The sequence below is a fragment of the Fuscovulum sp. genome (assembly GCA_035192965.1).
Lineage (GTDB): Bacteria > Pseudomonadota > Alphaproteobacteria > Rhodobacterales > Rhodobacteraceae > Paragemmobacter.
Genome location: CP136571.1, coordinates 488,742 through 511,206, shown reverse-complemented (window position 1 = coordinate 511,206; position 22,465 = coordinate 488,742). Strand labels below are relative to the sequence as shown.

22 protein-coding genes are annotated in these 22,465 nt (G+C 63.8%); 16 read left to right on the top strand and 6 right to left on the bottom strand.

Features of this window, described 5'->3' with window-relative positions:
- The first annotated feature begins 23 nt into the window (after positions 1 to 23).
- The 9 genes from RSE12_02495 to RSE12_02455 all read left to right on the top strand — a co-directional run bounded on the left by RSE12_02495 (position 24) and on the right by RSE12_02455 (position 10,975).
- Positions 24 to 1,748 (top strand): heparinase II/III family protein, encoded by a 1,725-nt coding sequence (locus RSE12_02495; protein WRH63222.1) that lies wholly within the window; start codon positions 24 to 26, stop codon positions 1,746 to 1,748.
- A 30-nt stretch (positions 1,749 to 1,778) separates the two neighbouring features.
- Entirely contained in the window at positions 1,779 to 3,368 is a 1,590-nt protein-coding gene (gene purH, locus RSE12_02490; GenBank protein WRH63221.1) for a bifunctional phosphoribosylaminoimidazolecarboxamide formyltransferase/IMP cyclohydrolase, read from the top strand.
- A gap of 25 nt (positions 3,369 to 3,393) precedes the next feature.
- Entirely contained in the window at positions 3,394 to 3,912 is a 519-nt protein-coding gene (gene lspA / locus RSE12_02485; protein ID WRH63220.1) for a signal peptidase II, read from the top strand.
- A 53-nt stretch (positions 3,913 to 3,965) separates the two neighbouring features.
- Positions 3,966 to 4,505: a DUF3035 domain-containing protein gene (locus RSE12_02480; GenBank protein ID WRH63219.1), complete on the top strand. Its 540-nt coding sequence runs from the start codon at positions 3,966 to 3,968 to the stop codon at positions 4,503 to 4,505.
- Positions 4,506 to 4,619: 114 nt separating this feature from the next.
- Positions 4,620 to 5,960 (top strand): pitrilysin family protein, encoded by a 1,341-nt coding sequence (locus tag RSE12_02475; protein WRH63218.1) that lies wholly within the window; start codon positions 4,620 to 4,622, stop codon positions 5,958 to 5,960.
- Positions 5,957 to 7,279 (top strand): pitrilysin family protein, encoded by a 1,323-nt coding sequence (locus RSE12_02470; protein WRH63217.1) that lies wholly within the window; start codon positions 5,957 to 5,959, stop codon positions 7,277 to 7,279. Before RSE12_02475 ends, RSE12_02470 begins: the two co-directional genes overlap by 4 nt.
- 182 nt (positions 7,280 to 7,461) lie before the next feature.
- The gene (gene mutL, locus RSE12_02465) at positions 7,462 to 9,300 is read left to right on the top strand and encodes a DNA mismatch repair endonuclease MutL (GenBank protein ID WRH63216.1); all 1,839 of its coding nucleotides are present in this window, start codon (positions 7,462 to 7,464) and stop codon (positions 9,298 to 9,300) included.
- Entirely contained in the window at positions 9,297 to 10,451 is a 1,155-nt protein-coding gene (locus RSE12_02460) for a DNA recombination protein RmuC (GenBank protein WRH63215.1), read from the top strand. The genes mutL and RSE12_02460 overlap by 4 nt, the downstream gene beginning before the upstream one ends.
- Complete coding sequence (locus RSE12_02455; protein WRH63214.1) at positions 10,448 to 10,975, top strand: HutD family protein; 528 nt, start codon at positions 10,448 to 10,450, stop codon at positions 10,973 to 10,975. The genes RSE12_02460 and RSE12_02455 overlap by 4 nt, the downstream gene beginning before the upstream one ends.
- Positions 10,976 to 10,978: 3 nt before the next feature.
- On the opposite strand, the gene RSE12_02450 is transcribed toward RSE12_02455, so the two are convergent.
- Together RSE12_02450 and RSE12_02445 are read right to left on the bottom strand one after the other, a co-directional pair.
- Positions 10,979 to 11,623 carry a ChrR family anti-sigma-E factor gene (locus tag RSE12_02450; protein WRH63213.1) on the bottom strand — a complete coding sequence of 215 codons (645 nt, stop codon included), beginning with the start codon at positions 11,621 to 11,623 and terminating at the stop codon, positions 10,979 to 10,981.
- A 13-nt stretch (positions 11,624 to 11,636) separates the two neighbouring features.
- Positions 11,637 to 12,182: a sigma-70 family RNA polymerase sigma factor gene (locus RSE12_02445; protein ID WRH63212.1), complete on the bottom strand. Its 546-nt coding sequence runs from the start codon at positions 12,180 to 12,182 to the stop codon at positions 11,637 to 11,639.
- Positions 12,183 to 12,447: 265 nt separating this feature from the next.
- On the opposite strand from RSE12_02445, the gene RSE12_02440 reads away from it, so the two are divergent.
- The 5 genes from RSE12_02440 to RSE12_02420 are packed head-to-tail and all read left to right on the top strand — an operon-like array spanning position 12,448 to position 17,058.
- Positions 12,448 to 13,743, top strand: coding sequence for an FAD-dependent oxidoreductase (locus RSE12_02440; protein WRH63211.1), 1,296 nt, complete (start codon positions 12,448 to 12,450; stop codon positions 13,741 to 13,743).
- Positions 13,740 to 14,492 carry a DUF1365 domain-containing protein gene (locus tag RSE12_02435; GenBank protein ID WRH63210.1) on the top strand — a complete coding sequence of 251 codons (753 nt, stop codon included), beginning with the start codon at positions 13,740 to 13,742 and terminating at the stop codon, positions 14,490 to 14,492. Before RSE12_02440 ends, RSE12_02435 begins: the two co-directional genes overlap by 4 nt.
- Positions 14,489 to 15,748, top strand: a complete 1,260-nt coding sequence (locus RSE12_02430; GenBank protein ID WRH63209.1) for an MFS transporter — start codon at positions 14,489 to 14,491, stop codon at positions 15,746 to 15,748. The genes RSE12_02435 and RSE12_02430 overlap by 4 nt, the downstream gene beginning before the upstream one ends.
- A gap of 1 nt (position 15,749) precedes the next feature.
- Positions 15,750 to 16,310: a DUF3833 domain-containing protein gene (locus tag RSE12_02425; GenBank protein ID WRH63208.1), complete on the top strand. Its 561-nt coding sequence runs from the start codon at positions 15,750 to 15,752 to the stop codon at positions 16,308 to 16,310.
- Positions 16,311 to 16,320: 10 nt separating this feature from the next.
- On the top strand, positions 16,321 to 17,058 hold the full coding sequence (locus tag RSE12_02420; GenBank protein ID WRH63207.1) for an SDR family NAD(P)-dependent oxidoreductase: 738 nt from the start codon (positions 16,321 to 16,323) through the stop codon (positions 17,056 to 17,058).
- Between the two features lie 50 nt (positions 17,059 to 17,108).
- Here the strand turns inward: RSE12_02420 and RSE12_02415 are convergent, their stop codons facing one another.
- Positions 17,109 to 18,362 (bottom strand): transcription antitermination factor NusB, encoded by a 1,254-nt coding sequence (locus RSE12_02415; protein WRH63206.1) that lies wholly within the window; start codon positions 18,360 to 18,362, stop codon positions 17,109 to 17,111.
- A gap of 65 nt (positions 18,363 to 18,427) precedes the next feature.
- Between RSE12_02415 and RSE12_02410 the strand changes: the two genes are divergently transcribed.
- Complete coding sequence (locus RSE12_02410; GenBank protein ID WRH63205.1) at positions 18,428 to 18,610, top strand: DUF1674 domain-containing protein; 183 nt, start codon at positions 18,428 to 18,430, stop codon at positions 18,608 to 18,610.
- A gap of 13 nt (positions 18,611 to 18,623) precedes the next feature.
- Here the strand turns inward: RSE12_02410 and RSE12_02405 are convergent, their stop codons facing one another.
- Entirely contained in the window at positions 18,624 to 18,989 is a 366-nt protein-coding gene (locus RSE12_02405) for a dihydrodipicolinate reductase (protein WRH63204.1), read from the bottom strand.
- Positions 18,990 to 19,102: 113 nt separating this feature from the next.
- Positions 19,103 to 19,912 (bottom strand): 4-hydroxy-tetrahydrodipicolinate reductase, encoded by an 810-nt coding sequence (gene dapB / locus RSE12_02400; protein ID WRH63203.1) that lies wholly within the window; start codon positions 19,910 to 19,912, stop codon positions 19,103 to 19,105.
- A gap of 96 nt (positions 19,913 to 20,008) precedes the next feature.
- Here dapB and rbfA point away from each other — a divergent pair, with 96 nt between their 5' ends.
- Complete coding sequence (gene rbfA, locus RSE12_02395) at positions 20,009 to 20,428, top strand: 30S ribosome-binding factor RbfA (protein WRH63202.1); 420 nt, start codon at positions 20,009 to 20,011, stop codon at positions 20,426 to 20,428.
- Positions 20,429 to 20,459: 31 nt separating this feature from the next.
- On the opposite strand, the gene uvrC is transcribed toward rbfA, so the two are convergent.
- Positions 20,460 to 22,370, bottom strand: coding sequence for an excinuclease ABC subunit UvrC (gene uvrC / locus RSE12_02390; GenBank protein WRH63201.1), 1,911 nt, complete (start codon positions 22,368 to 22,370; stop codon positions 20,460 to 20,462).
- Between the last annotated feature and the right edge of the window lie 95 nt (positions 22,371 to 22,465).

Below are 22,465 nucleotides of genomic sequence, written 5' to 3'. Positions count from 1 at the left end.
GGGCAGCAGGATACGGGCGAGGCATGGCCGTCATCACGAGTGACAGACCGACAGGGTCATTTGGCAACCGCCTTGCCGTGTGGCGGGCCGGGTTCGCGCGGCCCGCGCTGGCCTTTCGGTCGCAGCCAGAGCCGCGATCCATCGGGTTGTTCGCGCGGGGCCGGCAGATCGTGGCGGGCAATTTCCTGTTTGCAGGCAAGCTGGTACAGGCCCCCGGCGTGGCGCTGTGGGATGTCACCGCCCCCGATCCGGCCTTTGCGGCCGAGGCGCATGGATTTGTCTGGCTTGATGATCTTGCTGCCTTTGGCGACAGCGCGGCGCGCAAACGGGCGCGGGACTGGACCTATGACTGGATCGCGCGCTTTGGCAGGGGGCAAGGGCCGGGCTGGACGCCCGATCTGACCGGGCGGCGGCTGATCCGCTGGGTTAATCACGCGATGCTCATCCTGCAAGGCAGCGACAAGTCGCAGACGGATGCCTATTTCCGCGCGCTGACGGTGCAGACTCATTACCTTGCCCGGCGATGGACCCGCGCCGCGCCGGGACTGCCAAGGTTCGAGGCATTGACCGGGCTGATCGTGGCCGCCTTGGCGCTGGAGGGGAAGGCCGGGCTGGTGGGGGCCGCCATCGCCGCGTTGGCGCGCGATTGCCAGCGCGAGGTGGATGCCGGGGGCGGCATCCCCACCCGCAACCCCGAGGATCTGCTGGAAGTGTTCACCCTGCTGAACTGGGCGGCGCAGGCATTGGCCGAATCGGACCGGGCAGTGCCTGCCGAAGTGACGAATGCCATCGGCCGGATCGCGCCCACGCTGCGGGCGCTGCGCCATGCCGACGGGGGGCTGGCGCGGTTTCACGGGGGCGGGCGCGGGATCGAGGGGCGGCTGGATGCGGCGCTGGCCGCATCAGGCGTGCGTGGCGGCAGCGGGGCTGGGCTTCCGTCGATGGGCTATGTGCGGTTGGCATCCGGGCGAACGACGGTGATCGTCGATGCCGCAGCACCACCTGACGGAAAGGCTGGGGGTGAGGCGCACGCTTCGACCTTGGCGTTCGAGATGACATCGGGCCGCCGCCAGCTGATCGTGAGCAGCGGGTCAGGCCTGCCCTTTGGCGAAGATTGGCAATTGGCCGGGCGGGCCACGGCATCGCATTCAACGCTGTCGCTGGACGGATCATCGTCATCGCGGCTGGGCAAGGGCGGGGCAGAGTTCGCCACCCGCGCGCCCGTGACAGCGCTGCAACTGGCGCAGGATGGCAGTGGTCATCACCTGTCGCTGGCGCATGGCGGCTGGCAGGGCAGCCACGGCCTGACCCATGCCCGCATCCTGACGCTGGATACGCAGGGCCGCCGCCTGACCGGGACCGATCTGCTGGAGGCGCGCAGCCCGGGCGACCGCAAGCGTGTGGCGGCGATCCTGGCGCAAAGCCCCGAAGGCGTCGGCTTTGCGATCCGCTTTCATCTGCACCCGGATGTCGACGTGGCGCTGGACATGGGCGGGAACGCCGTTTCCATGGCGCTGAAATCGGGGGAAATCTGGGTATTCCGCCATGACGGGATTGCAAAACTGACGCTTGATCCATCGGTTTATCTGGAAAAAGGGCGTTTGCAGCCACGTGCGACAAAACAGATCGTCCTTTCGGCGCCTGCGGGCAGCTTTGAAACCCGGATCGGCTGGACCTTGGCCAAGGCACAGGATACTCCGCTGGCCATCCGCGATCTGGACCGCGAGGAATTGTCGGTTCCGGACTGACCGTATCCGTTACCCCGGGGGGTTCTGCCCATGACCAACCTTGTTCCCATCGGCCGCGCGCTGATTTCCGTGTCTGACAAATCCGGCCTGCTTGATCTGGCGCGTGCGCTGGCGGCGCGGGGGGTGGAATTGATTTCCACCGGGGGCACGTCGGGGATGCTGCGCACAGCGGGGCTGGTGGTGCGGGATGTGTCGGACGTGACGGGCTTTCCGGAAATGATGGATGGCCGGGTCAAGACGCTGCACCCGAACGTCCACGGCGCGCTGCTGGCGCTGCGGGATGATGACGAACATCTGCTGGCCATGGCCGCGCATGGGATCGAACCGATCGACCTGCTGATCGTGAACCTTTATCCCTTCGAGGAAACGGTCGCAAAGGGGGCTGATCACGCCACCTGCATCGAGAATATCGATATCGGCGGTCCGGCCATGATCCGCGCAGCATCCAAGAACCACCGTTTCGTCACCGTGCTGACAGACCCTGCCGATTACCAGCCGCTGCTGGATCAGCTGGCCGCGCATGATGGGGCCACGACTATGGCCTTCCGGCAGAAGATGGCGCTGACCGCCTATTCGCGCACTGCCGCCTATGATGCTGCTGTATCCAATTGGCTGGCGGGTGAGATTGGAGAGACCGCGCCGCGCTATCGCAGCTTTGCCGGAAAGCTGGCGCAGGGGCTGCGCTACGGGGAGAACCCGCATCAAGGCGCGGCGTTTTACGTGGATGGGTCCAAACGCGAAGGCGTGGCGACGGCAAAGCAGTGGCAGGGCAAGGAACTATCCTACAACAACATCAACGATACCGACGCGGCCTTTGAACTGGTGGCTGAATTCGCGCCCGCCGACGGCGCAGCGGTGGCGATCATCAAGCACGCCAACCCTTGCGGCGTCGCGCAAGGCGCAACCCTGGCCGAGGCTTATGCCCGCGCCTATGATTGCGACCGCACCTCTGCCTTTGGCGGGATCGTCGCGCTGAACCAGCCGCTGGATGCGGCGACGGCGGAAAAGATCACCGAAATCTTCACCGAAGTCGTCATCGCGCCGGGGGCAAGTGACGAGGCCCGCGCAATCTTTGCTGCCAAAAAGAACCTGCGCCTGCTGACCACCGCCGCCCTGCCTGACCCGCGCGCCAAGGCGACCGCGTTCAAGCAGGTTGCGGGTGGATTTCTGGTGCAGGACCGCGATGCCGGGATCATCCGGCCTGCCGATCTGAAGGTTGTCACCAAGCGCGCGCCGACCGATGCCGAACTGGCCGATCTGCTGTTTGCGTGGAAAGTGGCCAAGCATGTGAAATCCAACGCCATCATCTATGTGAAAGATGGTGCCACCGTGGGCGTGGGCGCCGGCCAGATGAGCCGGATCGACAGCACCCGCATCGCCGCCCGCAAATCGCAGGACATGGCCGAGGCGCTGGGTCTTTCCCAGCCGCTGACCCATGGGTCGGTTGTGGCGTCGGACGCGTTCTTTCCTTTTGCCGATGGCCTGCTGGCCGCAGCCGAGGCGGGGGCCACGGCCATTATCCAACCAGGCGGGTCCATGCGGGATGATGACGTGATCGCCGCCGCCGATGCGGCCGGGCTGGCGATGATCTTCACCGGCATGCGCCATTTCCGACACTGAAGTCTGACAGTCACGGGGCACGTCCATGCGCATCGCGATCATCACTGCCGCCATCATCTTTGTGCTGGATCAGGCCACGAAACTGATCGTGGTGCAGGGCATGAACCTGATCGAACGCGGCGTGATCGAGGTGCTGCCCCCCTTCCTGACCTTTCGCATGGCGTGGAATACGGGCATAAACTTCGGCCTGTTCAGCAATCAGGCCGAATTCGCGCGGTGGCTGCTGATCGTGGTGGCGCTGGCGATTTCGGCCTGGGTCTGGATCTGGATCAAGCGCGAAGGCGCGGGCCGCTGGGCGCAGATTTCCGCCGGTCTGCTGATCGGGGGCGCACTGGGCAATGTGATTGACCGGATCGTGTATGGCGCGGTGGCGGATTTCCTGAACATGTCTTGTTGCGGGATCGAGAATCCCTATGCGTTCAATGTGGCAGATATCTCGATCTTTGCCGGGGCTTTCGGGTTGATCCTGTTCACAGGCGGCAAGGACACACCGAAACCGGGCGGCAAAGCGGCTGGTGGCAAGGGCAAGGGAAAGACCTCGTGACGCGCGGCAAGACATGCGCTAAGACGGGGGCAAGACGGATGACGGAGGCAGGCATGCAAGCAAAACGGCGTTTCCCCGCCATCGCAGCAGCGATGGTGCTGACGCTTGCAGCATGCGGCAATGGCGATGGGGTGCCGTCGCTGATGAATGTGCGCTCCACGTCATCAGGGCCGGATGAGTTCGGGATCATCCCGCCAAAGCCGCTTGAATTGCCGCAGGATCTGGCCGCGCTGCCCGAACCCACGCCGGGGGGTGCAAACCGCACCGACCGCGACCCGCAGGCCGAGGCCGTGGCGGCATTGGGCGGCAATATCGGATCGCGCGAAGGTGTGAACAGCGCCCATTCCGGGCTTTATTCCTATGCTGCGCGCTATGGGGTGACATCGGGAATCCGGCAGACGCTGGCCGCCGAAGACCTTGAATTCCGGCGCGATAACAATGGCAGGCTTCTGGAACGCGTGTTCAACGTGAACGTGTACTACAAAGCCTATGCCGACATGACGCTGGATCAGCAGGCCGAATTGTGGCGCTGGCGCCGTGCCGGTGTGGCCACGCCTTCGGCCCCGCCACCACAACCCGGTGAAGACGAGTAACAAGCGCGTAGGGGCGGGTTGAACCCGCCGCCTGCCCGACGCACCTTGCCCCGTGACGGGCCCGAGTAACGGGTCTGAGTGACGGGCTTGCCCAATGCGGGCCATCCGGAGGAAATGATGCCAAGAATGCCGGGCCTTGCCCTGACGGGTTTGCTTTTGACGGCAGCCCCCCTGTGGGCCGCCGAAGATGTGACGGCCTTCACCCTCGACAACGGGCTTCAGGTGGTTGTCATCGAAGACAACCGTGCCCCAGTGGTGGTGCAGATGGTCTGGTACAAGGTCGGTTCCGCAGATGAACCGCGCGGCAAATCGGGCATCGCGCACTTTCTGGAGCATCTGATGTTCAAGGGCACCGATGAGCTGGCACCCGGCGAGTTCTCTGACATCGTCGAAGCACAGGGTGGCAGCGACAACGCCTTTACCAGTTGGGACTACACCGCGTACTTCCAACGCGTGGCGGCAGACCGGCTTGATCTGATGATGAAGCTGGAAGCCGACCGGATGACTGATCTGCAACTGGCCGCCAATGAGGTGGAAACCGAGCTTCAGGTCATTCTGGAAGAGCGCAGCCAGCGCACCGATTCCAGCCCCGGCGCGCTGCTTGGCGAACAGATGCGCGCGGCACAGTTCCTGAACCATCCTTACGGCCTGCCGATCATCGGCTGGCGGCACGAGATGGAGGGCCTGACGCAGCAGGACGCCATCGACCACTACAAGACGCATTATGCGCCCAACAACGCCGTGCTGGTGGTGGCAGGCGACGTGACGCCCGATCAGGTGCGCGCCATGGCCGAAACGCATTACGGCCCCATCCCCGCCTCGCCCGATATCAAGCCGCGCCTGCGCGTGGCAGAACCGCCGCAACTGGCCGAACGCCGCATCGCCATGTCCGATCCGCGCGTGTCGGAACCCTATATCTCGCGCAGTTACCTTGCCCCGGAGCGCGACCCGGGCGACCAATCCACCGCTGCCGCGTTGACGATTCTGGCGGAATTGCTGGGTGGCAATGGCACCACATCGGTGCTGGCCCGCGCGCTGCAATTCGATCAGCAGAAGGCGGTTTATGCCGCCGCGTTCTATGACGGGTCGACTGTTGACGACACGACTTTCAGCCTTGTCGTTGTGCCCACGCCCGACACCCCGCTGGAAGAGGCCGAGGCCGCGATGGATGCGGCGATTGCCGATTTCATCGCCAAGGGCCCCGATGCCGATGCCTTTGCCCGGATCAAGACCCAGATCCGCGCAGCCGACATCTATGCCCGCGACGATGCGAACGGCCTTGCCCGCCGCTATGGCGAAGGGCTGGCCAACGGCCTGTCGGTCGAGGATGTGAAATCCTGGCCCGATGTTCTGGATGCGGTCACGCCCGAAGACGTGGTTGCCGCCGCCAAACTTGTTCTGGACAAACGCAAGGCCGTGACAGGCTACCTGCTGCGCGAAGAGGCCGCCCAATGATCCCACTGATCCGCCTGATCCCCGCCGCGCTGGCGCTGATGCTGTTTGCCGTGCCTGCACGGGCGGCGATTGAGATACAGACCGTCACCTCACCCGGTGGCATCACCGCCTGGCTGGTGGAAGAGGACAACATCCCCTTCACCGCGCTGGAGATTCGCTTTCGCGGTGGATCCAGCCTTGATCCGGCGGGCAAGGAAGGCGCGGTCAACCTGATGACGGCGCTGATCGAGGAAGGGTCCGGCGACATGGACGCGCAGGCCTTTGCCGCCGCGCGGGATGGGCTGGCGGCGTCTTTCGGCTTTTCATCGGATATCGACACGGTGGCAGTGTCGGCGCAGTTCCTGACCGAGAACCGTGATCAGGCGATTGATCTTTTGCGGCAGGCGATCACCACCCCGCGCTTTGATGCGGATGCCGTGGAACGGGTGCGCGGGCAGGTGCTGGCAGGGCTGCGGTCGGATGAGAAAGACCCCGACAGCATCGCAAGCCAACTGTTCCGCGCACAGGCCTTTCCGGGCCATCCCTATGCCGAAGATGGTGACGGGCAGCTCGACACGGTGCCCGGACTGACGCGCGATGATCTGATTGCGGCGCACAAGGCCACACTGACGCGCGACCGGGTATTCGTGGCCGCGGCGGGTGATATCTCGGCGCAGGAGCTTGGCCTGTTGCTGGACGAATTGCTGGGCGATCTGCCCGAATCCGGGGCAGCCCTGCCGGGGCGCGTGACGCCCGCGCTGACCGGGGGCGTCACCGTGCAGGATTTCCCCGGCCCGCAATCGGTTGTGATGTTCGGCCATTCCGGCATCAAGCGTGATGATCCCGATTTCTTTGCCGCGACGATCCTGAACGAAATTCTGGGCGGTGGCCGTTTCTCGGCCCGGCTGATGACCGAGGTTCGGGAAAAGCGCGGGCTGACCTATGGCATCGGCACATCGCTGGTTGGGTATGACAATTCCGAACTGGTGATGGGTCAGACTGCCGTTGCGAACGAAAAGGTCGCCGAGGCGGTGGAGGTAATCCGTGCGGAATGGGCGCGCATCGCCGCCGATGGGATCACCGAGGCAGAGCTTGAAGCCACGAAAACCTATCTGACCGGGGCCTATCCGTTGCGGTTTGATGGCAACGGGCCGCTTGCATCGATCATGGTAAACATGCAGTTGATCGGCCTGCCCGCCGATTACCCCAAGACCCGCAATGACAAGGTCAATGCAGTGACTTTGGCGGATGTGAAGCGCGTAGCGGCATCCCTGTTCCGCGCTGATGATCTGCGCTTTGTCATCGTGGGGCAACCCACGGGTGTTTCGGGAAGCGAGTAGCCCTGCCCGGTGGAAAAGTTTTCAAGGAAAACTTTTCCCGAAGTGGGGAAAAATCTCCATGGAGATTTTTCACGCCGCCCAGGCGGCGTAAGGGCAAATCTTTCCATGAAAGATTTGCGCGGCACCGCCGGTGCGCGCCGAATCTGTGGCCCTGACCCTTTGCGCCTGCTACATATGGGTGCATGAACGCACCCGCCCCCAAGATAACCGGCCCTGCCGGGCGCCCGATGATCCGCCAACTGGACGAGTCGGCGATCAACCGCATCGCCGCAGGCGAGGTGGTGGAACGCCCCGCCTCGGCAGTGAAAGAGCTGGTGGAAAACGCATTGGATGCGGGGGCCAGCCGGATTTCGGTGGACTATGCCGATGGAGGCAAGACACTGATCCGCGTCACCGATGATGGCTGCGGCATGACGGCGGATGATTTGCCGCTGGCGCTGTCGCGCCATGCCACGTCGAAGATCGACGGGTCCGATCTGCTGAACATCCACAGCTTTGGCTTTCGCGGCGAAGCACTGCCATCCTTGGGCGCGGTGGGGCGGTTGACTATCACGTCACGCGTGCAGGGGCATGAGGCGGCGAGCCTGTCAGTGGCGGGCGGGCGCATGGCGGGGGTGAAACCTGCCGCGCTGACGCGGGGCACGGTGGTGGAACTGCGCGATCTGTTCTTTGCCACCCCCGCACGGTTGAAATTCCTGCGGTCAGACCGCGCCGAGGCGCAGGCCATCACCGATGTGATCCGCCGTCTGGCCATGGCAGAGCCGACCGTTGGCTTTACCCTGCGCGATGTATCGGGTGGGGGCGAGGGCCGGGTGATGTTCCGCGCCGATCCGACGGCGGGCGATTTCTTTGACGCGCTGCATGCGCGGCTGGCTTCGGTTCTGGGGACAGAGTTCATCGACAATGCGCTGAAGATCGACGCAGAGCGTGATGGGATGCGGCTGACAGGTTATGCGGCGCTGCCCACCTATTCGCGCGGGTCATCGGTGCAGCAATTCGTGTTCGTCAATGGCCGCCCGGTGCTGGACCGGATGCTGTTCGGCGCGCTGCGGGCGGCCTATTTCGATTTCCTCAGCCGCGACCGCCACCCTGCCGCTGTCCTTACCGTGTCCTGCGATCCGGAAAGGGTGGATGTGAACGTGCACCCCGCCAAGGCCGAGGTCCGGTTCCGTGAACCCGAGGCGGTGCGTGCGTTGATGATCACCGGGCTGCGCACGGCGCTGTCAGGCGCGGGCCACCGTGCCAGCAGCACCGTGGGCGATGCCACGCTGGCCGCCCTTCGACCGGAACAGGCCGCGCCGCGTATCTATCAGATGGACCGCCCATCGCAGGGCAGCCTTGCAAAGAGCTTTGCCTTTCAGGCCCCCCTACCCCAGCCCGGATTTGCCGAGGCACCATCGGCGCGCGCCGAGGCACCTGCCCCAGAACCCGAGACCACCCAGCGCCCGCTGGGCGCGGCCCGCGCGCAAGTGCATGAGAATTACATCATCGCCCAAACCGAAACCGGGATCGTGATCGTTGATCAGCACGCAGCGCATGAGCGGCTGGTTTATGAACGGCTGAAGCGGCAGATGGCGGAAACCGGAATCACGGCGCAGGCGCTGCTGATTCCGGAAATCGTCGATCTGTCGCCGGGCGATGCGGCGCGATTGCTGGAACACGCCGAGGCGCTGTCGCGGATTGGGCTTTCCATCGAATCCTTTGGCGGATCGGCCATCGCCATTCGGGAGACCCCGGCCATTCTGGGTGCTGTGAATGGTGCAGCGCTGATCCGGGATGTGCTGGACGAACTGGCCGATCTGGGCGACAGCCAGCTTGTGCAAGCGCGGATCGAGGCGGTGCTGTCGCGCATGGCCTGCCATGGATCGGTGCGATCAGGCCGGCAGATGCGGGCCGAAGAGATGAATGCGCTTCTGCGCGAGATGGAAGCGACGCCCCATTCCGGCCAGTGCAACCACGGGCGGCCCACCTATGTGGAGCTGAAGCTGGCCGATATCGAACGGCTGTTTGGTCGGCGATGATTACCATTGGCGGCATCCAATATGCGTGGAACGATCCCCCGGTCCTGATCGCAGCGGGGGCGCTGGTGGTGGTGATCGTCCTGTTGCTGACGCTGCGGGCGGCGGCACGGGCGGCGCGGATGGCGGCACCGATGCTGCGACAGATGGAATGGATGTCCAACCGGGTGCAATCGCTGTCAGACGGGCAGGAACGGCTGGCGGGCGGGTTGCATCACGTGTCAGAGGCTGCGGCGGTGGGCCAGTCGTCCATGCTGAAGCTGATGGAACAGCGCCTGGCCGATGTGCAGCGCCAGATGACCGAAGCGCTGCATGGCACATCCACCCGCACGGCGCGCAGCCTTGGCGATTTGCAGCAACGGCTGGAAACCATCGATAAGGCGCAGGCCAATATCGAAAAGCTGTCGGGCAATGTGCTGTCATTGCAGGATATCCTGTCGAACAAGCAAACGCGTGGTGCGTTTGGCGAAATTCAGCTGAATGACATCGTGCAAAAGGCGCTGCCCCCGGACGCCTATTCGATGCAGGCCACGCTTTCCAACGGGCGGCGGGCGGATTGCCTCGTCCACCTGCCAAAACCGCCCGGACCGATCGTCATCGACGCGAAGTTCCCGCTTGAGGCCTATGAGGCCCTGCGCCGGGCCGAGACACCCGCGCAGCAGCTTGAGGCGCAGCGAATGATGCGTGCCTCTGTCCGGGCGCATATCCGCGCCATTGCAGAGAAGTACATTCTTGAGGGCGAAACGGCGGATGGCGCGCTGATGTTCCTACCCTCTGAGGCGGTTTATGCCGAATTGCACGCGAATTTCCCCGATGTGGTGCGCGAAGGCTTTGCCGCGAAGGTCTGGATCGTGTCGCCCACCACCTGCATGGCCACGCTGAACACCATGCGCGCGGTGTTGAAGGATGCCCGGATGCGGGAACAGGCAGGGGCGATCCGCAAGGAATTGGCGCTGCTTTATGGCGATGTGGAACGGCTGGGCGCGCGGGTGGAAAACCTGGACCGGCATTTCGGGCAGGCCGCAAAGGACATCGAGGAAATCAAGGTCAGCAGCGAAAAGGCCACGCGCAGGGCGCGGCGGCTGGACAATTTCGATTTCGAGGAAATCGCCGCTGATCCCACGCCCCTGATCGCGCCGCACGCGACGCCATGAAGTACCTGACACCGGCCGATTACACCCGCCAGCCTTGGAAGAACGGCAAGGGCGTGACTGTCGAGCTTGCCCGGGCTGAGGCAGAGGGGGCGATCCTGTGGCGTCTATCGATGGCGACGGTGGCCGAAGATGGGCCGTTTTCCCTGTTTCCGGGGATCGAACGGAACCTGACCGTCATCTCTGGCCCCGGCTTTCGCTTAGTTGGCGATGGGGTGGCGCTGGATTGCAGGCCGCTTGTTCCGGTGGCCTTTGCGGGCGACATCGCGCTTTCGGCGCAAGGCACAGCACGGGGTCCATCGGACGATTTCAACGTGATGACCGCGCGCCATCTGCCCCGGCCCGAGGTACGGGTGACAGACGGCCCGGTGCAATTTGCGGCTGGTAATCTGCTGGCGCTGTTTGCGCTGAGTGCGGGGCGCGTAAATGAAAAAGCCCTCGGGCGGCATGACCTGATCCTGTCGGATCAGCCCATCCGGGCCGAGGGGCATTTTCTGTCTGTGCGATTGACAGGCGTCACAGCCTAAAAATCACATTCCAAGGAAGGGCTGCGCCAGACGCGGGATCAGCTTGTTGAACCGCAAGGGTGCATCTGTGGCGGCAAGGCATATGCAGACCTGACCTTCTTCCGCAACGGGGGTGTGCTGCATCGCCTCATCCGCGATCTCGATATCGCCGGGACCGAAACGGTCGCTGTCGTCGCGGAAGGCACCCTGAAGCACCAACGTCAATTCCAACCCACGGTGGCCGTGGTCCGGCACCGCCTGCCCGCCGGGGATATAAAGCAACCGGGCCGAGGCATCCCTGCCCGTGCGAATGATCGCCTGTTTTACACCCATGCCGACATTGCGCCATTTCACACGCTCTGGCCCGCCGTCCACATAATCCGCCAGCGGTGCCGGAAAAACGCCCGCACCGCGCATCGGACGGCGCGCATTGGCCTGTGACAGACCATCGATCCGGTCAAGGCAGGCGGCAAGGCTGGCATCGGACATGGCCGCCGTTTCGGCCGATTCGATCATCGCGCCACCGACCGCTTCGAACGAGGCCAGCTGCGCACGACATTCGTCGCAAAGCGACACATGCGTTGCCACGACCAGATTGAACGCCTCGGGAAGTTCGCCTGCCGCATAGGACATCAACAGCTGGTCCGAAAGGTGGTGCCTGATCGTCATCTTCCGTCTCGCCTCAACTCATCTGCTGGCGCAACCGCTCCAGCGCCAATCTAATGCGCGATTTGATCGTTCCAAGCGGTAGACCCGTTTCTGCGGCAATCTCGCTATGCGAAAGATCGCCATAAAAGGCCCGTTCGATCAACGCGCGCTGCTTTTCGGGCAACTGGGTAAGCGCGGCACCCAGCCGGTCGGTATCTTGCTGCGCCTCCAGCACCTCGGCCTGATCGGGTTCAGGCTCCGGCCCCCAGGGCAGGTCTTCCGGTTCGGGCCGCCGCGATTTGCGCAGGGCGTCGATCCGTCTGTTGCGGGCAATGGTGAAGACCCAGGTCGCCACCGAAGCCCGCGACGGATCGAATAGCCCTGCTTTTTGCCACAGCGTTGCCATGACATCCTGCGCGCATTCCTCGGCCAGCGTGGCATCTGCGCCCGATTTCATCAGGAAGGCCTTCACCCGTGGGGCAAAGTGCCGGAACAGGGCGGCAAAAGCCGCCTTGTCCTGATGATCGCGCACCCGGATAACCAGTGCCGCCCAATCCGTCTCAACCTCATCCGCCTGCACGGCAGAGCCTTCCTTCCGGCGTCTAACCCCATGTTCCCGCGTAGCTTATGGCGACACGAGAAAAGGTGCATCCGATTTTTTCGGCCCAACGTACATCGAACATCATGGAACTTTTACGTGACATGCTGTCGGATGGATCACACAAGGCGAAATGTTCTGCGTAAAGCGAATGTCAAGTTTCCAATGTACAGAAAAGTTTACAGTTTGATCCAAACCTTTCGCAGCTTCGTATGACCTCAAAAGACCAGCAGGAGTGTCGCCTTTCATGCCTTTTGAAACCCTTGGTTCCGTTCCCCGTCGTATCGCTGTTATCGGGGGGGGCATCTCTGGCATGGCCGCCGCGCATCTTCTGGCTGACGATCATTCCGTCGTGCTGTTTGAAGCCGAGGGCCGACTTGGCGGCCACGCGCGCACGGTTGTGGCGGGCAAGAATGGCGACCAGCCGGTCGATACCGGGTTCATCGTTTTCAACAAGGTGAACTATCCCAACCTGCTAGGCATGTTCGACAAGCTGGATGTGCCCTACGTCGAAAGCAGCATGAGTTTCGGGGCATCCATCGCCGGTGGGCGGCTGGAATACGGTCTGGCCTCGCTGGATGTGATCTTTGCCCAGCGCAAGAACCTGTTCTCGCCCCGCTTTCTGGGGATGCTGACCGATATCATGCGGTTCAACAAAAACGCGGCCAGCGTGGTGCGTCCGGGCATGACGATCCGCGATCTGCTGGCGACACTGGGCACGGGCGATTGGTTCCGCGACTACTACATCACCCCGTTTTCCGGGGCAATCTGGTCCACCCCCACGATGGGGATTCTGGATTTCCCGGCCGATGCGCTGGTGCGGTTCTTTGACAATCATGCCTTGCTGGATTTCGAAGGCCAGCATCAATGGTACACGGTCAAGGGCGGATCGGTGGAATATGTCCGTCGCCTGCAATCCTCGCTAATCAGCCGTGGGGTGGATCTGCGTTTGGGTGCGGCGGTGGCCGGCGTCAAGCGTGAGGCGGGCGGCGTCTTGATCCGCGCCCATGGCGGCGAATGGGAAATGTTTGATGACGTGGTGATGGCCACCCACTCCGATGTCAGCCTGTCATTGCTGGCCGATGCGACCCCGGCCGAGCAGGCAACGCTGGGTGCGGTGCGCTATCAGCCCAATCACGCAATCCTGCACCGCGACACGTCGGTCATGCCGCGCAACCGGAAATGCTGGTCATCTTGGGTGTATGTAGAGCCGGAGACCGGGCCCAAGGCCAAGATTGACCTGACCTATTGGATGAACTCGCTGCAACCCATCCCGCAGGATGACCCGATCTTCGTGACGCTCAATTCCAATGGCGGGATCAATGAGGCGCTGATCGACGACATGGTGACCTTTGATCACCCGGTCTATGATCTGGCGGCGCTGGATGCGCAGGGAAAAATCCGTGCCACCAACGGCACCCAGAACACCTGGTTCGCCGGGGCCTGGATGCGCAACGGGTTCCATGAGGACGGCTTCGCCTCGGCGGTGGATGTGGTCGAGGCGATGCGCGCAGATGCACGGCAAAGGGCATTGGCGGCATGACGCAAGTCGATCTGATCCGCGGCGAAACCTTTCACGGCCGTAAGGGCGTGGTGGCGAACAGCTTTCGCTATACCGTGGATTATCTTCTGCTCGACCCCGACCGCGCAAAGGGACCGTCGCTGTTTTCGCGCAACAAAGCGAACCTGACCGCGATCCATGACGCCGATTTCGGCGGCCCGCCGAAGCAGGGCCGTGGCACCGCATGGGTGCGCGACGTACTGGCCGCACATGGCCTGCCGGGGGCAGACCGTATCCTTCTGCTGGGCCAACCCCGCGTGATGGGGCATGTGTTCAACCCCGTCAGCTTCTGGCTGTGCCATGATCACATGGGCCACCTGCGGACCGTCATTTCCGAAGTGTCGAACACCTATGGCGACCGGCATTCCTATCTGTGCCACCGCGATGATCTTGGCCCGATCAGCAAGACTGACACGATCACCGCGAAGAAGATCTTTCACGTCTCACCCTTTCAGCCCATCGAAGGCGGCTACGCCTTCCGCTTTGATATCCGGGCGGACCGGATCGGGATCTGGATCGACTACTCGTCCAAGGATGGCGGCTTGTTCACCAACCTGATCGGCCCGCGTGTGCCGTTGACCAATTGGGAAATCCTGCGCGCCGCGATCCGCCGCCCCTTTGGCAGCCGCCGCGTGCTCGCGCTGATCCACTGGCAGGCGTTGAAACTGGCACTCAAGGGCGTGAAGTTCCGCAGCCGCCCGACACCACCACCCGAGGAAGTGACGCGATGACCGTCACCCTGCCTGATGTCGCGCCGCGGGCAGGGTTGGCCGGGTGGAGCCTGTTTGCCGCGCTGATCGCGATGGCGGGCCTGCCCATTTATATCCATGCGCCGAAATTCTATGTCGATACCTATGGCACCAGCCTTGCCGCGCTGGGCGGTGTGCTGGCCTTGCTGCGCCTGATTGACGTGGTGCAAGACCCGCTGCTTGGCTGGCTGGCCGAGGTGGGGCGCGCGCAGCGCGGGCTTCTGGTGGCGATTGCCGCCTGCCTTATGGCCATTGCCATGCTGGGGCTGTTTGCCGTGTCGCCGCCCGTTGCGCCGTTGTTGTGGTTCGCGCTGACGCTGACGCTGCTGTTTTCGGCATTCTCGTTTCTGACCATCGCCTTCTATGCCGAAGGCGTGGCCAAAGCCGCGACGCTAGGCGAAAACGGGCATATCCGGCTGGCAGGCTGGCGCGAAGGCGGATCGCTGGCGGGGGTCTGCGTGGCCGCCGTGGCCCCGGTGGCGCTCGCCTCGCTGACGGATCAGCCCTTTGCCGCCTTTGCCCTGCTGTTTGCAGTGCTGGCGGTCGCCGCAACGCTGGCGATGCGCGGGCAGTGGTCAGGCACTGCTGCCCCCATCGCCAACCCGCTGGCCGCCTTTCGCCCGGCGCTGGCCGATGGACTGACGCGCCGCCTGCTGCTGATCGCGCTGCTGAACGCGGCACCCGTGGCAGTGACATCGACACTGTTCCTTTTCTTCGTCGAAAGCCGCCTGCTCGCCGCTGGGATGGAGGGGCCGCTGCTGCTGCTGTTCTTTCTGTCGGCCGCTGTTTCCACCCCGATCTGGTCGCGCGCGGCACAGCGCTTTGGCGCAAAGCCCGCGCTGCTTTGCGGTATGGTGCTGGCGATTGCCAGTTTCCTTTGGGCGGCGACGCTTGGTGCCGGGGATACGCTGGCCTTTGCCGTGATCTGCGCGGCCTCTGGTGCTGCACTGGGGGCGGATATGGTGCTGCTGCCTGCGCTCTTTGCCCGCCGTCTGGGCCAGTTGGGGCAGGGCGGCGAGGGGGCAGCTTTTGGCCTTTGGTCCTTTGTCTCCAAACTCTCGCTCGCCCTTGCTGCGGCCACGCTTCTGCCTGCGCTGCAGGCGGCCGGGTTCACACCGGGGGTGGAAAACACGACTTCGGCGCTCTTCGCCCTATCTGCCTTTTACGCGCTGGTTCCTTGCGCGCTGAAGGTTCTGGCCATCGCGCTTTTGGCCGCCACCAAGGTTCCGGAGGTCTGACATGACACCCCTGCTGTCGCTGCTTCTTGGCGTTGGGCTGACGATCCTGCTGATCGTGGCGAAATCCCGTTTCATCGGCTTTCGTACCCAGCAACCCGCTGATCTGGCGCAAAGTGGCCCGCGCTTTGATCTGCGCACGCACCTGTCCGGCCCCATCCTCTGCGAAGGGGTGATCTATGGCCCGACCGGCCGCGTCGCATCGCGCTTTGTGGCACAGATGGAGGGGGTGTGGGATGGCAATGCCGGCGTTCTGAAGGAGCGGTTCCAGTATGACTCCGGCCGCGTGCAGGATCGGGAATGGCGACTGTTCCTGTCAAATGACGGGTCGATCAGGGCCGAGGCGGATGATGTTGTCGGCCCCGGCACAGGCCGGGTCGAAGGGGCGGGCGTGCAATTGCGTTATCGCATCAAGCTGGATGAAGAGGCGGGTGGTCACGTGCTGAACGTGACCGACTGGATGTATCTGATGGAAAACGGAACCATCATGAACCGCAGCCAGTTCACCAAATTCGGCATCACCGTGGCGGAACTGGTCGCCACCATTCGCCGGGTTCCGGCATGAGGGATCTGACATGAGAGAATTTCGCGGCAAACGCTATTGGCTGGTTGGCGCATCCGAGGGGCTGGGTCTGGCTCTCGCTCAACGCCTGTCCAATGCCGGGGCCGAACTGGTGCTGTCCGCCCGATCCGGCGACCGGCTGGCCGAAGCGATTGCGCTACTGCCGGGGCGGGCAATCCCCGTGCCGGTGGATGTGGCATCCACCGAATCCGTCCGAAAGGCAGCAGCCCAGATTGGCGAGGTGGACGGTGTGGTGTTCCTCGCCGGCGTTTACTGGCCCACCAAGGCGCAGGAGTGGGATGCCGACGCGGTGGAGACCATGTGCAACGTCAACCTGACCGGTTGCGCCCGTGTCATGGGCGCGGTGATGCCGCAGATGGTGGCGCGCGGCACTGGCCATATCGTGATCACCGGATCACTGTCGGGCTTTCGCGGCCTGCCGGGGGCGATCGGCTATTGCGCGTCAAAGGCGGGGACGATGTCGCTGGCGGAATCGATGTATTGCGATCTGCGCGGCACGGGGATTGACGTTCAGCTGTGCAATCCCGGCTTCATCAAGACACGCCTGACCGACAAGAACGATTTCAATATGCCCCAGATCATGGAACCGGGTCAGGCAGCGCAGGTCATGTTCGAACACATGACCACCGACCACTTTTCCAACAGTTTCCCGGTGCCTTTTGCCTGGCTGTTCCGCCTGTCACAGTTCCTGCCTGATTGGGCCTATTATCGGCTGTTCGCGCCGAAATAAGCGCCAAGTTTCTTGGAAGAAATTTGCAAAATCCTTCGAAGGATTTTGGTTCAGGACAGGCGCAATCGCACCATGAAGAATCCGTCCATGCCCCCCGCCTCGGCCCAGTAGTCGGGCCGCAGGCGCAGGCCGCCCTCTGCCGTCCACCAGCCATCTTCAACCCCCGGCAGGGCCATCCGTTCCACCCGCAGGCCGGGATGGCGGGCCAAAGCGGCGGCAAGCTGCGCCTCGCCCTCTTCCGGCAGCAAAGAGCAGGTGCAAAAGACCAGCCGACCGCCCGGTTTCACCATGCCCAAGGCCCGATCCAGCATCTGCGCCTGCAACGCAATCAGATCGTGCAGGTCAGACCCATCCTTGACGAAGGGCAAATCGGGATGGCGGCGGATCGTTCCCGTGGCGGAACAAGGCGCATCCAGCAGAACAGCATCGAACTTTGCCTCCGGCTCCCACACCAGAGCATCTGCCACCACAACCTTTGCCCGCAAACTGCAGCGCGTCAGGTTTTCATGCAGCCGCGCCAGACGTGGGCCAGACATATCCAATGCCGTCACATCTGCTCCGGCAGCAGCCAGCTGCAGGGTTTTCCCCCCCGGCGCGGCGCACAGATCCAGCACCCGTTCCCCGGCCCCCGGCGCAAGCAGGCGCACGGCCAGTGCGGCGGCAGCATCCTGCACCCACCAGCCACCGGCCTCATATCCGGCAAGGGCCGACACCTGCCCCTTTTCCTCCAGCCGCAGGTTGCCTGTGGGCAGCGGCGTGCCCTCCGGCGCCTCTGCCCCCTCACGCAGGGTTAGGTCCAGCGGCGGCGGCAGGGCTTGCACTGCCTCCATCGCCGTGACCGTGTCGCGACCATAGGCATGCACCAACGGCTGGCGCAGCCAGCGGGGCAGTTTCTGCGGGGGAAGCCCGGCAAAGGGGGACTCGGGCATCTTACGAAGCACGGCATTGACCAGCCCGGCAAAGGGCGCGGTGCGCTTGCCGCGCCGCACCATTTCCACCGCCGCGTTCACGGCACCATGCGCCGCACCACCCATGGCGATTTCCACCACCGCCAACCGCAGCGCATCACGCACCAGCCGGGGCGGCGCCTTGCGCAGATGCGGATCAAGCACGCGGTCAGCCGGTTCGATATGCCGCAGCACCGCCAGCGCCAACCGCTGTGCCCGCGCGCGTTCCTGCGGGGGCAGAGATGCCAGCGGCCCCTGCGGATCGGCCACCACCTGCGCCATCAGCCGACCTTCGCCCAGCACGGCGCCCAACAGGCCCACCGCCGCTGTCCGTGCCGCCAAACCCTCTGCCGCCATGCCGCCACCCTTGTTCCTGTGCCGAACGGGCGTATATCAACACAACGGCACAAGGAACCCTTCCCATGACGGATGACACCGCCCCCCGCGATTTGCCCCCCGCCGCCCTGCGCGCGCTCACCGAGGCTGAAGAACGCCGCAAGCAGGCAAGCAAGCAGTCGCTTCCCCCGGAATTGGGCGGGCGCGACGGTCCGGAGCCGGTGCGTTACGGCGATTGGGAAAAGAAGGGGCTGGCGATCGACTTCTGATCGCCGCGCGGCGTCAGCGCAGTTTGAACGACGCCGAGTCGCCTGCGCCTTTGTCGACGGTGAAGCGGATTTCCTCGCCCCCCTTCGCTTCGACCAATTGGCAGTTCTTGGGGATGGGGTAGCCGGACCAATCCATCTCGCGGCAGAAATAGCCATCCTGCCATTCCCAGGTGCCAGTCACATCCCAGCCCAGCGCGCGGCCCCGGATTTCGCCATCTTCCTCCACCTTCAGGAAGATGCCGAACATGCCCATGCGCAGTTCCTTGTCCTGCACGGTTTCCATAAAGGCGGACCGGTCGCTGATGCGCGAAAAACTCTCGGCAAAGGCGGGCAGAGCGGCAACAGACAGAAGGGCGGCTGCGAACAGACGAGGCAACATGACGATAGCTCCGATCCTTGGGTGCTTGGTCATACGGCTGAATTGGGCCAGCAGATGCTTAGCGTATCCATGTGGCCTGTCAACTTCACGACGAAGTGATGGTTGGCGGGGCGTTAAAGGCCCAGCACATCCATCATGTCATATTGACCGGGCTTCTGCCCTTGCCCCCAAAGCGCGGCGCGCAGCGCGCCCCGGGCAAAGATCGCGCGGTCGGTTGCCACATGGCGCAGGATGACCCGCTCGCCATCGGCGGCAAAGATCACGTCATGTTCGCCTACGATATCGCCACCCCGCACGGCGGCAAAGCCGATGCTGCCCCGCTTGCGCGCCCCGGTGATCCCGTGGCGGCCAGAATCCATCGCCTCTTCCAGCGCCACACCGCGCCCTTCGGCCGCCGCCTGCCCCAGCATCAACGCAGTGCCCGAAGGCGCATCCACCTTCATGCGGTGATGCGCCTCGACGATTTCGACATCCCAGTCTTCATCCAGCGCGGCGGCAATCTTCTGCGTCAGCCGCACCAGCAGATTCACCCCCAGGCTCATGTTCCCTGCCCGCACGATCACCGCGTGATGCGCGGCCGCGTCGATCTTGGCCAGATGCGCGGCCTCCAGCCCGGTGGTGCCGATCACATGCACAGCGCGGGCCTGTGCGGCCAGCGCGGCGAATTCCACTGTCGCGGCGGGCGAGGTGAAGTCGATCACCGCCTGTGCCTTGGCAAAAGCCTCCAGCGGGTCATCCGTCACCGCCACACCCAGGGCCGCGCTGCCCATGGCTTCGCCCACGTCGCGCCCCACCCAAGCGTGCCCGGTCCGTTCCACGCAGCCCACCAGACGCGCCTTGTCAGATGCCGTGATCATGCGGATCAGCATCTGTCCCATGCGCCCCGACGCGCCCGTCACCACGATCCCCGGCAAATCGGTCATCTGTCCCTCCACGGCTTTGTGCCGCTTTAGCCGCTTCGACACGCCCGCGAAAGCCTGCCGTTGCGGGCAAGACGCAAAGGCCCTATGTGAAGCGCCATGTCGAACAAGCGCACATCTTCGGGCACGGGCCCCAAACAACGGCAACTTCGCGTCGGGGAACTGATCCGCCGCACGCTGTCGGATATGTTGAACCGGGCCGAAATCCACGACCCCGACCTGAACCGCATGTCCATCACCATTGGTGAGGTGTCGCTGTCCACCGACCTGAAGGTCGCTACCGTCTATGTGATGCCCCTTATGGGGACTGTTTCGGTGGATGAGGCGATCACTGCGCTGGCGCGGAACAAGTACGCCCTGCGCCGTCGTCTGGGGGCAGAGATGACGCTGAAATACGCGCCCGACCTGCGGTTCCGCCCGGATGAGACATTCGACCGGCTAGATGAAACCCGCCGCCTGTTTTCCGACGAAAAGGTTCAGCGCGACATCGCCGCCCCGGATGACGACGAAGCCGAGTAGAACCCAAGGGGTGGATTAACCCAAGCCCACCCTACCGGTCGTGGAAATAGTCGTGGATCGCCTGCGCCATCGCCGCGCTGATCCCCTCGACCGCCATCAGATCCGATAGCCCCGCCCGCGACACGGCCTTTGCGCTGCCGAAATGCGCAAGCAAAGCGCGCTTACGCGCGGCCCCCACGCCGGGAACATCGTCCAGCGGTGTAGCGCTGATCGCCTTGCTGCGCTTGGCGCGGTGCGCGCCGTTTGCCCAGCGGTGCGCCTCATCCCGCAGGCGCTGCACGAAATACAGCACAGGGTCATTGCGTTGCAGGGCAAAGGGTCGCTCGCCGGGGCGGTGGAATTCCTCTTTCCCGGCGTCGCGGTCTATCCCTTTGGCCACGCCGATGAAGGGGATGTCGTCCACCCCCAGTTCGGCCATGATCTCGCCTACCGCAGATACCTGACCCGCGCCGCCATCGATCAGCAACAGGTCTGGCCAGGCTTCAGATTTGCGGTCGGGATCGTCTTTCAGCAGCCGCTCGAACCGCCGGGTCAGAACCTCTTTCATCATGCCAAAGTCATCGCCCGCCGCCCCAGCCGCGCCTTTGATATTGAACTTGCGATACTGCGCCTTGATGAACCCGTCCGCCCCGGCCACGACCATGCCACCCACGGCATCAGACCCCTGAATATGCGCGTTGTCATAGATCTCGATCCGGCGCGGCGGCGCGTCCAGATCAAACGCCTCGGCCAGCCCCGCCAAAAGCCGGGTCTGCGCCGCCCCTTCGGCCATGCGGCGGGCCAACGATTCCCGCGCGTTGCGCGCAGCGTTTTCCACCAGCTCGGCCTTTTCGCCACGTTGGGGAACCGCAAGCTCCACCTTGCGCCCCGCCCGTTCGGCGAGGGCGGCGGCGACCAGATCCTCATTCTCAACCGGGTGCGACAGCAGGATCAGGCGGGGGGGATCCTTGTCGTCGTAGAACTGGGTGACAAAAGCCTCAAGAATCTCTGCCTCCTCAGCCCCTGAACCGGTGCGGGGATAGAAATCGCGGTTGCCCCAGCTTTGGTTCGCGCGGATGAAGAAGACCTGCACGCAGGCCTGCCCCCCCTCCAGATGCAGGGCGATCACGTCCGCCTCGGCCACGCCGCGCGGGTTGATCCCCTGCGCCTGCTGCACCTGTGTCAGCGCGCGGATGCGGTCGCGCAGGGCGGCGGCGCGTTCAAACTCCATCGCCTCGGACGCCACGGTCATCTGGGTGGCAAGCTGGGCCTGCACCTCGGTCGTCTTGCCCTCAAGGAATCGCTCGGCGTCGGATACCTGCGCTGCATATTGTTCGGGCGTCACCTTTGCCACGCAGGGCGCTGAACAGCGCCTGATCTGGTGCATCAGGCAGGGCCGCGTGCGGCTTTCGAACATGGCATCTGAACAGTTCCGCAGCAGGAACACCTTCTGCAACTGGTTCAGGGTGCGGTTCACCGCGCCCGCGCTGGCGAAGGGGCCAAAATAGCTGCCTTTTTCGGTCTTTTTTCCCCGATGCTTTTTCAGCGCGGGAAAGCCATGTTCCTTGCTGATCAGGATATTTGGGAAACTTTTGTCATCGCGCAGCAGCACGTTGTAGCGCGGCTTCAGCTGCTTGATCAGGTTCTGCTCCAGAAGCAGCGCCTCGGTCTCTGTCCGCGTGGTCAGGAACATCATCGACGCGGTTTCCGAAATCATCCGCGCGATGCGGCCCGAATGCTGGGCCGACGGGCGGGAGTAATTCGTCACCCGCGCCTTCAGGTTCCGCGCCTTGCCAACATAAAGCACTTCGGCCTTGGCGTTGAGCATCCGGTACACACCGGGCGAAGAATCCAGCGTGCGCAAATAGCCATGAACCACGTCATGGCCCAAAGGCACCTTGGCAGGCGTTTCTGCCGCTGTTTCCCGCCCGTTTTCCACGTCGTCCTGCACGCCGTCCGCCATGAGGTTTACACTTTATCCGAGATGCATCGATTCTGGTCCCTCGCTGCAACGGCAAAAGGCCAAGAGCAAGGGGAAAGCTGTCCACTCTTTTTGTG